Origin of the sequence: Streptomyces sp. RP5T (genome assembly GCF_003933965.1) — a bacterium.
In the GTDB taxonomy this organism is placed as follows: domain Bacteria; phylum Actinomycetota; class Actinomycetes; order Streptomycetales; family Streptomycetaceae; genus Streptomyces.
On sequence record NZ_RSAJ01000346.1, the window covers coordinates 1 to 8824 of the forward strand.

The following is an 8824-nucleotide window of genomic DNA, read 5'->3' on the forward strand; positions in this document are numbered from 1 at the left end:
GGCATGGATGCCGGGGCCGCGGTTGCGCAGTCCGAGGTCGTGGCAGTCGAGGGCACGGTGGCGGACCCTGCGAGGGCCGAGGGCGGTGGGGGGTTCAAGGTTCGGCTTGCCAACTTCGAAGGGCCCTTCGATCTGCTCCTCCAGTTGATCTCCAAGCACAAGATGGACGTCACCGAGGTCGCGCTCTCCAAGGTCACCGACGAGTTCATGGCGCACATCCGGGCCATGGGGCCGGACTGGGATCTCGACGAGACGACCGAGTTCCTCGTCGTCGCGGCCACCCTGCTCGACCTCAAGGCGGCTCGGCTGCTGCCAGCCGCCCAGGTGGAGGACGAGGCCGACCTGGCACTCCTGGAGGCCAGGGACCTGCTCTTCGCCCGGCTGCTCCAGTACCGCGCCTACAAACAGATCGCCGACATCTTCAACCGGCGGCTCGACGAGGAGGCCCGCCGTTACCCCCGTACGGTCGGACTCGAACCGCACCACGCCGACCTGCTGCCCGAGGTCGTCATCAGCATCGGGCCCGAGGGGTTCGCGAAGCTCGCCGTGAAGGCGATGCAGCCCAAGCCCAAGCCGCAGGTGTACGTCGACCACATCCACGCACCCCTGGTCAGCGTCCAGGAGCAGGCGGGGATCGTGGTCGCCCGGCTCAAGGAGCTCGGTGAGGCCAGCTTCCGCCTGCTGGTGGAGGACGCCGACGGCACCCTGACCGTCGTGGCCCGCTTCCTCGCGCTGCTGGAGCTCTACCGCGAGAAGGCCGTGGCACTGGACCAGGAGACCGCGCTCGGGGAGCTGCTCGTGCGGTGGACCGGTGGGGAGGGGGAGGCCGAGCCGATGGTGACCGACGAGTTCGACCGGCCGCCCGAGCCGCCCAAGGAGGAGAAGAAGACGTGAGCGAGGAGACCACCGAGGTTCCGGACGGGCTGCCCGGCGTTGCCGACCTGGAGCTGAAGCCGGCCCTGGAGGCCGTACTCATGGTCGTGGACGAGCCCGCGACCGAGGAGCACCTGGCGAAGATCCTGGAGCGGCCGAAGCGGCAGATCACCAGGGCGCTCAGGGAACTGGCGGGCGAGTACGCCGCCCAGGGGCGCGGCTTCGAGCTGCGGCACGTCGCGAACGGCTGGCGGTTCTACACCCGGGCCGCCTACGCCCCGGCCGTGGAGCGGTTCGTCCTGGACGGCCAGCAGGCCCGGCTCACCCAGGCCGCCCTGGAGACGCTGGCGGTGGTCGCCTACCGCCAGCCGGTCAGCCGCAGCCGGGTCTCCGCGGTGCGCGGAGTGAACTGTGACGGTGTGATGCGCACCCTGCTCCAGCGGGGTCTGGTGGCGGAGGCGGGCACGGAACCCGAAACAGGTGCGATCCTGTACGTGACGACGAACTACTTCCTGGAGCGGATGGGCCTGCGCGGTCTGGACGAGCTCCCGGAGCTCGCGCCCTTCCTCCCGGAGGCGGAGGCGATCGAGGCCGAGACCCAGGAAGCCGTACCGTCGTTCGATCCGGACGCCCCGGATTCCGAGGACGCAGACGACAAGACGGAACTTTGATGCGAAGCAGCAGCGGCAGGAACAGCAGCGGAAACAACGGCGGGAGCCGTGGTGGCAACAGCGGCGGCCGCGGTGGGAACAGCGGTGGTCGCGGCGGGAGCACCGGGGGACGCGGCAACTACCGCGGCGCCGGGAACGACCGCGACGACAAGCAGGGCGGCCGGCCGAAGAAGCCCCGCCCCGAGGAGCGCCGCTATGACGTGGGTCCCGGCGGCACCCACGAGGGACCCAAGTCCGGGCGCGGCGCCTCCGCGCGCGGCGGGGCCAAGGGCGGCCCGAAGCAGGGACAGGGCACCGGGCGCGGCCGTTCGGTGCCGGCGACCTCCCGTGAGTACGAGGCGCGGGCCGAGGAGCGCAACCGGGAGCGGTACGCCGGCAAGAAGGACGTGAAGCTCCCCAAGACCTTCCCCGGCGCCGAGCAGGAGGGCGAGCGGCTGCAGAAGGTCCTCGCGCGCGCGGGCTACGGCTCGCGGCGGGCCTGCGAGGAGCTCATCGAGCAGGCGCGGGTCGAGGTCAACGGCGAGATCGTGCTGGAGCAGGGCAAGCGGGTCGACCCGGAGAAGGACGAGGTCAAGGTCGACGGCCTGACGGTGGCGACGCAGTCGTACCAGTTCTTCTCGCTGAACAAGCCCGCCGGCGTCGTCTCGACGATGGAGGACAACGAGGGCCGGCAGTGCCTCGGCGACTACGTCACCAACCGTGAGACGCGGCTCTTCCATGTGGGACGACTCGACACCGAGACCGAGGGCGTCATCCTGCTCACCAACCACGGCGAGCTGGCCCACCGGCTGACCCACCCCAAGTACGGCGTGAAGAAGGTCTACCTCGCGCACATCGTCGGCCCGATCCCGCGGGACCTGGGCAAGCAGCTCAAGGACGGCATCCAGCTGGAGGACGGGTACGCGAAGGCGGACCACTTCCGGGTCGTCGAGCAGACCGGCAAGAACTACCTCGTCGAGGTGACCCTGCACGAGGGGCGCAAGCACATCGTGCGCCGGATGCTCGCCGAGGCGGGCTTCCCGGTCGACAAGCTGGTGCGGGTCGCCTTCGGCCCCATCACCCTGGGCGACCAGAAGTCGGGCTGGCTGCGGCGGCTGTCCAACACCGAGGTCGGCATGCTGATGAAGGAAGTCGACCTGTAGTCCTCCCCACGCGCGCGTGCGGCCGGTTCCGGGATTCTCCGGGGCCGGCCGATGTGTTTTCGCCCTCCGGCCGGTCTGCCTCCGTGACGGAGGGAGCGGGGATGGACGCGGGGAACGGAAGCTGCGGCGGGATGTGTCGGGCAGGGCTGGAGGGCCGTGTGCGGCCTTCGTGGCCCGTCGGGCTCCCCGCGGCCCGGGAGAGGGCTGTGAGGCCGCCGAGAGGCTCCTGGGGCGGCCCGGCGGAGGTGCTGTCGTGAGCGTGGGGGAGTTGTTGGAGCGCTCGCTCGCCTACGCGTGGGGCAGTGTGGCGGAGGTGCGGCGCGTGGGCCTCGACCGGGGCACGCCGTGTGCGGAGTGGGATCTGGGCGAGCTGCTGGAGCATCTCGACGACTCGCTGGACGCGCTGTACGAGGGGCTGAGCGGCGGGCGGATCGGAGTGCTCCCGCACGTCGACCGGGTCTGCGGCTTCCGTACGCGCGCGTGTGCCGTGCTCGGCGCCTGGGCCGCCGGGCCGCCCGAGGAGGTGCTCGTGGGTGAACGCCCGCTGGACGTACGGGTGATGGCCGCCGTCGGCGCCGTCGAGATCGCCGTGCACGGGTGGGACGTGGCCCGGTCCTGCGGTCGACCGCGGCCCGTTCCGGAGGGTCTCGCGGCCGAGCTCCTCTCCGTCGCCCGGTGCGTGGTGGGGGAGCGGGACCGGGGCGTGCGCTTCGCCGCGCCGGTCTCCGTACCGCCCGGCGCGCGGGCCGACGTCCGGCTTCTGGGGTTCCTGGGGCGCGACCCACGAAGGGCCTGCCGCACCCGGCCGTAGTGGCTTGCCCGGCCCGTTCCCAGGGGCTTGCTCAACCCGCTCGCCCTCTTTATAGTCGAAGTGACTATTAGTCGAACCGACCATGAAGCTGACCGCGAAGGGGGTGAGTGAGCGTGTCCGTCCCGCCCGGTTACGACAAGTTCGCCCACGAACCCTTCGCCGTCACCGTCGACCTCGCCGTCCTCACTGTCGCCGAAGGCGTCCTGCACGTCCTGCTCGTGGAGCGGGGCCAGGAGCCGTACGCCGGACACTGGGCGCTGCCCGGCGGGTTCCTGCACCCGGACGAGTCCGCGGAGACCGCGGCCCGGCGTGAACTCGCCGAGGAGACCGGGCTGTCGGACCTCTCCGGACTGCATCTGGAGCAGCTGCGGACCTACAGCGAGCCCGATCGCGACCCCCGCATGCGGGTCGTCTCCGTCGCGTTCGCCGCGCTGCTGCCCGACCCTCCCGAGCCGCACGGCGGCAGCGACGCGGCCGAGGCCCGATGGGTGCCGTACGACAAGGCGGGGCCGCTCGCCTTCGACCACGACCGCATCCTGGCCGACGCCCACGAACGCGTCGGCGCCAAGCTCGAGTACACCTGCCTCGCCACCGCCTTCTGCCCGCCCGAGTTCACCCTCGGCGAGCTCCAGCAGGTGTACGAGAGCGTGTGGGGCACCGCTCTCGACCGGCCCAACTTCCGCCGCAAGGTGCTCGCCACGGCCGGCTTCGTCGAGGCCGTGCCCGGTGCCGCCCGGCTGACCGGCGGCCGCGGCAAACCGGCCGCGCTCTACCGCGCGGGACCGGCGACCACCCTGCACCCTCCTCTTCTTCGACCGTCCCCGGAAGGACGCCCCGCATGACCACGACCCTGACCGAACGCGCCGCCACCGGAACCCTCGTCGGCCTCGCCCTCGGGGACGCCCTCGGCTACCCGACCGAGTTCCACGACGTGCCGTCGATCCTCGCCAAGTTCGGGCCGTGGCGGGAGATGGAGCTGCGCACGCCCGCGATGGTCAGCGACGACACGCAGATGACGCTGGCGGTGGCGAGAGGGCTGCGGGCGGCGATGGACCGGGGAGTGCTCGGCCCCATGCGGCTGGTGCGGCCCCTGCGGGAGGAGTTCGTGGACTGGTACCAGTCGCCGCAGAACAACCGGGCGCCGGGAAACACCTGTCTGCGGGCCTGCTGCCTGCTCAAGGACCAGAACCTGCCCTGGCAGGAGGCCAGTCAGATCGGCTCCAAGGGCTGCGGCGCCAACATGCGCGTCGCACCCGTCGGACTCGTGCCCGGGCTCAGTGACGAACAGCGCGCGGGCGCAGCCCAGTTGCAGGCCGCGCTCACCCACGGGCACCCGACCGGGCTCGCCGCCTCCGACCTCACCGCGCGGGCCGTACGGCTGCTCTCGCAGGGTGCGCGGCCGGGTGACCTGGTCGGGCTGCTGCGGTCGTACGCACTGGCGAACCGGGGTCAGTACCACGAGCGTTGGCTCGGCGACCTGTGGACCAGGGGCCAGGACCCGACGCCCGGGCAGTTCATCGCCCGCGGCTGGGACGAGTGCCTGGCGGCCCTCGACCGGCTCGACGTCGCCGTGCGCCACGCCTCACCGGAGGACGACCCGTGCCTGGCCACCGGCGCGGGCTGGGTGGCCGAAGAGGCCCTGGCGACCGGGCTGTTGTGCTTTCTCCAGTTCCCGGACGAGCCGCTGACCGCCCTGCGGCGGGCCGCGTGCAGCTCGGGCGACTCCGACTCGATCGCCTGCCTGACGGGCGCCTTCGCGGGCGCCCATCTGGGAGCGGAGGCCTGGCCGGTGGAATGGGCCGACCGGATCGAGTACGGCACGGAGCTGGTGACGCTCGGGGCGCTCTGGGACTCCTGACGCCCTGGTCGGGGGCGGCACCGCCGTGCTCCGGTCGCACGGGTCGGTGACCTCGGCGGTCTAGGCGAGTTCGATCGAGTCCCCGTTGACCCTGATCTGCTTCTCGGGCAGCGGCTCGGGGGCGGGCGGGTTGGCCACCGAGCCGTCCGTGATGTTGAACTTGCTGCCGTGGCAGGGGCAGTTGATGGTGCCGCCGGACACGCTGGTCACCTGGCAGCCCTGGTGGGTGCAGATGTCGGAGAAGGCCTTGAACTCACCCTTCCTCGGCTGGGTGACGACGACCTTCGCGTCCTTGAAGATCTTCCCGCCGCCGACCGGGATCTCGCTCGTCTTCGCCAGTTCGGTGCCGGCCTTCACCGAGGCGGACCCGGAGTCGCTGTTCTCGTTGCCGTACTCGCCGCACCCGGCGGTCAGCGCCACCGCGCCCGTCGCGAGAAGGATCGTGCGCCGCGCCGGGCTCTGCGTCATGTCGTCACTCCGAAGGTGCGGAAGAACCAGAGGGCGGAGGTCAGCCAGAGGATCGTGAGCGCGCTGAAGACGAGCCCGCCGACGATCGGCAACAGCCACCCGGGAAGTCGCTCCGAGCGGAGCAGCAGCATCTTGGCACTGAACACCCCGAAGAAGAAGCAGCCCAGGAGGGAGTGCCACAGAACGCGTGATTCGTAGGACTGGAAGCCCAGCGCGTACAGACAGTGCACCGCGACCGGCACCGCGACGAGGAACGCCACCCGGCCGGACCAGCGGTGCAGGGTGGCGGACCAGCTCGGGCCGGGCAGCCTGCCGTACACCATCAGGGCCGAGACGAGCTGGACGAGCGCGAAGAGGAACGCGACCGAGGCGAGCCAGGACTTCACCGCGCCGGTGCTGCTGAAACCGGCGAGGTTGAAGGCCGTCCCCGCCGGGTCGTGGGCCTTGCCGTAGACACCCAGGGCGACCGCCACCGCGGCGGCGACCAGGGCCGGGATCAGATAGCGGGCCGCGCCGGGGCCGCGTTTGGGTTCGGGCGAGGGCCAGCTCTGGGTGGCCGCGTTCGGGTCGACGGTCATGATCGGCTCCCTCGGGCGAGGTCAGGGTGTTACCGGGCGGGCCGTGAGCTGCTGCCCGTCGACCGTCACCGCACCGGTCTCCGGGTCGATCTCGGGCGCCGGGGAGGGCTTGCCGTCGCGCCGGAGGATGCCGACCTGCTCGCCGTCCGGCAGGACGATCCAGCCGCCCTCGATCCTCGCGCCGGCCACCGTGCTGTTCGCCCGGTAGAGGCCGGAGGACTTCTCCGTCCTGCCGATGGTGAAGGCGTAGCTCCCGCTGCCGACGTGGGCCGTGCCGCGGATCTCCCTGGTGCCCTTCACCCTGCCGTCGAGGCTCGCGCCGCCCTTGCCGGTGAGCCGCAGGCTGCCGTCGTCCTTCACCTCGCCCTGGAGCCACGATTCGATGTTGTGGCCGTCGCAGACGTACGCGATCGCCTTGTCGTCGCGCACCGTGATCGCGACCGCCGAGGAGTCGTCCTCGGTGCGGCCCGTGTAGACGCCCTCGGGCACGGCGGTCCGGGACGGGGACGGGCTGGGCGGCGCGGACGTCCGCCCCGGCGCGCTGCCCGGTGACGCCTTGGTGCCGGGCGAGGACTGCCCGGACGCCGTCGGCTTGACGTACGACGACGTCGTCTTCTCTCCGGTGGTGGCGTTGAGCGAGAGCATGAACAGGCCGAGGAGCAATCCCGCGAGCAGTGTCAGCAGCGGTCCGGAACGCTTCATGAAAGGAGCCTCCCCCGAGGCGGGTTTCCTGCCATGAGAGCGGACCCGGGGACCCGCGTCCAGGGGCGTACGGAAGTGTTTCGCCCCATGTGGCGGAACTGCGACATTCGGGTGACATGGGCACGGTCCGCGGAGCCGTCTCAGGAGGCGGGCGCCGCGCACCCGGCCCGCGGAGGCTGACTAGGCTGGTCGGGCAAGGAGCCGGTGGTACATCAGCGAGGAGCAATGCCGTGGCGGTACGAGCGGTCCGGGGCGCCGTCCAACTCGAACAGGACGAGGCCGGACACATGGACGAGCAGGTCGGGGCGCTGCTCACCGCCATCATGGAGCGGAATGAGCTGACCGCGGACGACCTGATCAGCATCTGGTTCACGGCCACACCCGACCTGCACAGCGACTTCCCGGCGGCCGCGGCCCGCAAGCTCGGCATCGTCGACGTACCGCTCATCTGCGCGCAGGAGCTGGACATCGAGGGCGCCATGCCCCGGGTCGTCCGTGTCCTCGCGCACATCGAGTCCGACCGGCCCCGCGCCGACATCGCGCACGTCTACCTCGGCGCCGCGGCCGCCCTGCGCAAGGACATCGCCCAGTGAGGACCGCACTCGTCATCGGGACCGGGCTCATCGGGACGTCCGCCGCGCTGGCGCTGGCGGGGCGCGGAGTCACCGTCCACCTCGCCGACCACGACCCCGAGCAGGCCCGCACGGCCGCCGCGCTCGGCGCGGGCACGGACGAGGCACCCGAGGGACCCGTGGACCTCGCGATCGTCGCCGCGCCGCCCGCCCACGTGGCCGCGGTGCTCGCCGACGCCGTGCGGCGAGGCGTGGCCCGCGGCTACATCGACGTGGCCAGCGTGAAGGGCGGACCCCGGCGGGAACTGGAGGCGCTGGGACTCGACCTCTCCTCGTACATCGGCACGCATCCGATGTCCGGGCGGGAGAAGTCCGGGCCGCTGGCCGCCTCCGGGGACCTCTTCGAGGGGCGGCCCTGGGTGCTGACCCCTACCCGGGACACCGACACCGAGGTGCTCAACCTCGCGCTGGAACTGGTCTCCCACTGCCGTGCGGTGCCGGTGGTCATGGACGCCGACGCCCACGACCGTGCCGTGGCGCTCGTCTCGCACATGCCCCACCTGGTCTCCAGCATGGTCGCCGCGCGACTGGAGCACGCCGAGGAGGCCGCCGTACGGCTGTGCGGCCAGGGGATCCGGGACGTGACCCGGATCGCCGCCTCCGACCCCGGGATGTGGATCGACATCCTCTCCGCGAACCCGGGGCCGGTGGCCGATCTGCTCACCGATGTCGCCGGGGACCTGGAGGAGACCGTGCGGGCCCTGCGGGCGCTCCAGAGCGCCGACGAGTCCAAGCGGGGCGAGGGCGTGTCCGGGATCGAGGACATGCTGCGGCGCGGGAACGCCGGGCAGGTGCGGGTGCCCGGCAAGCACGGCTCCGCTCCCCGGGTGTACGAGGTCGTCGCCGTGCTCATCGACGACCAGCCGGGGCAGCTCGCCCGGATCTTCGCGGACGCCGGGCGGGCCGGGGTCAACATCGAGGACGTGCGGATCGAGCACGCAACGGGGCAGCAGGCCGGCCTGGTCCAGCTGATGGTGGAGCCGCAGGCCGCGCCCGTACTGTCGGCCGCGCTGCGGGAGCGGGGCTGGTCGATTCGGCAGTGAGGGTTCCGGTGGGGCGGCGCGGGGTTGCGGCGGTGCAGGTCGGTGG

General features: G+C 71.9%; 11 protein-coding genes. 8 read left to right on the plus strand and 3 right to left on the minus strand.

Annotated elements, in window-relative coordinates; all coding sequences use genetic code 11:
- Positions 1-3: 3 nt before the first annotated feature.
- The 6 genes from EHS43_RS29010 to EHS43_RS29035 all read left to right on the plus strand — a co-directional run bounded on the left by EHS43_RS29010 (position 4) and on the right by EHS43_RS29035 (position 5355).
- On the plus strand, positions 4-894 hold the full coding sequence (locus EHS43_RS29010; RefSeq protein ID WP_260470761.1) for a ScpA family protein: 891 nt from the start codon (positions 4-6) through the stop codon (positions 892-894).
- Complete coding sequence (scpB, locus tag EHS43_RS29015; protein WP_125193687.1) at positions 891-1544, plus strand: SMC-Scp complex subunit ScpB; 654 nt, start codon at positions 891-893, stop codon at positions 1542-1544. Before EHS43_RS29010 ends, scpB begins: the two co-directional genes overlap by 4 nt.
- Positions 1544-2686: a pseudouridine synthase gene (locus EHS43_RS29020; protein ID WP_125193688.1), complete on the plus strand. Its 1143-nt coding sequence runs from the start codon at positions 1544-1546 to the stop codon at positions 2684-2686. Before scpB ends, EHS43_RS29020 begins: the two co-directional genes overlap by 1 nt.
- Before the next feature lie 253 nt (positions 2687-2939).
- Positions 2940-3497: a TIGR03086 family metal-binding protein gene (locus tag EHS43_RS29025; protein WP_125193689.1), complete on the plus strand. Its 558-nt coding sequence runs from the start codon at positions 2940-2942 to the stop codon at positions 3495-3497.
- A 113-nt stretch (positions 3498-3610) separates the two neighbouring features.
- The gene (locus EHS43_RS29030) at positions 3611-4339 is read left to right on the plus strand and encodes an NUDIX domain-containing protein (RefSeq protein WP_125193690.1); all 729 of its coding nucleotides are present in this window, start codon (positions 3611-3613) and stop codon (positions 4337-4339) included.
- Entirely contained in the window at positions 4336-5355 is a 1020-nt protein-coding gene (locus EHS43_RS29035; RefSeq protein ID WP_125193691.1) for an ADP-ribosylglycohydrolase family protein, read from the plus strand. The genes EHS43_RS29030 and EHS43_RS29035 overlap by 4 nt, the downstream gene beginning before the upstream one ends.
- Before the next feature lie 60 nt (positions 5356-5415).
- Here EHS43_RS29035 and EHS43_RS29040 read toward each other — a convergent pair whose 3' ends face one another.
- Genes EHS43_RS29040 through EHS43_RS29050 form a run of 3 tightly spaced genes read right to left on the minus strand, consistent with a single transcriptional unit; the run spans position 5416 to position 7103 of the window.
- Positions 5416-5823: a Rieske (2Fe-2S) protein gene (locus EHS43_RS29040; protein WP_125193692.1), complete on the minus strand. Its 408-nt coding sequence runs from the start codon at positions 5821-5823 to the stop codon at positions 5416-5418.
- A complete protein-coding gene (locus tag EHS43_RS29045) occupies positions 5820-6401 on the minus strand; it encodes a DUF6529 family protein (protein WP_125193693.1) in 582 nt (193 codons plus the stop codon). Before EHS43_RS29045 ends, EHS43_RS29040 begins: the two co-directional genes overlap by 4 nt.
- A gap of 21 nt (positions 6402-6422) precedes the next feature.
- On the minus strand, positions 6423-7103 hold the full coding sequence (locus tag EHS43_RS29050) for a hypothetical protein (protein ID WP_125193694.1): 681 nt from the start codon (positions 7101-7103) through the stop codon (positions 6423-6425).
- Between the two features lie 230 nt (positions 7104-7333).
- Here EHS43_RS29050 and aroH point away from each other — a divergent pair, with 230 nt between their 5' ends.
- Positions 7334-7696, plus strand: coding sequence for a chorismate mutase (gene aroH / locus EHS43_RS29055; RefSeq protein WP_007381029.1), 363 nt, complete (start codon positions 7334-7336; stop codon positions 7694-7696).
- A complete protein-coding gene (locus tag EHS43_RS29060; RefSeq protein ID WP_125193695.1) occupies positions 7693-8778 on the plus strand; it encodes a prephenate dehydrogenase in 1086 nt (361 codons plus the stop codon). The genes aroH and EHS43_RS29060 overlap by 4 nt, the downstream gene beginning before the upstream one ends.
- Positions 8779-8824 lie beyond the last annotated feature (46 nt).

Coding starts and splice junctions, on each gene's coding strand:
- EHS43_RS29010 (WP_260470761.1), top strand. CDS start 4: ATGGATGCCGGGGCCGCGGTTGCGCAGTCCGAGGTCGTGGCAGTCGAG.
- EHS43_RS29045 (WP_125193693.1), bottom strand. CDS start 6,401: ATGACCGTCGACCCGAACGCGGCCACCCAGAGCTGGCCCTCGCCCGAA.
- EHS43_RS29040 (WP_125193692.1), bottom strand. CDS start 5,823: ATGACGCAGAGCCCGGCGCGGCGCACGATCCTTCTCGCGACGGGCGCG.
- EHS43_RS29050 (WP_125193694.1), bottom strand. CDS start 7,103: ATGAAGCGTTCCGGACCGCTGCTGACACTGCTCGCGGGATTGCTCCTC.
- EHS43_RS29035 (WP_125193691.1), top strand. CDS start 4,336: ATGACCACGACCCTGACCGAACGCGCCGCCACCGGAACCCTCGTCGGC.
- EHS43_RS29020 (WP_125193688.1), top strand. CDS start 1,544: ATGCGAAGCAGCAGCGGCAGGAACAGCAGCGGAAACAACGGCGGGAGC.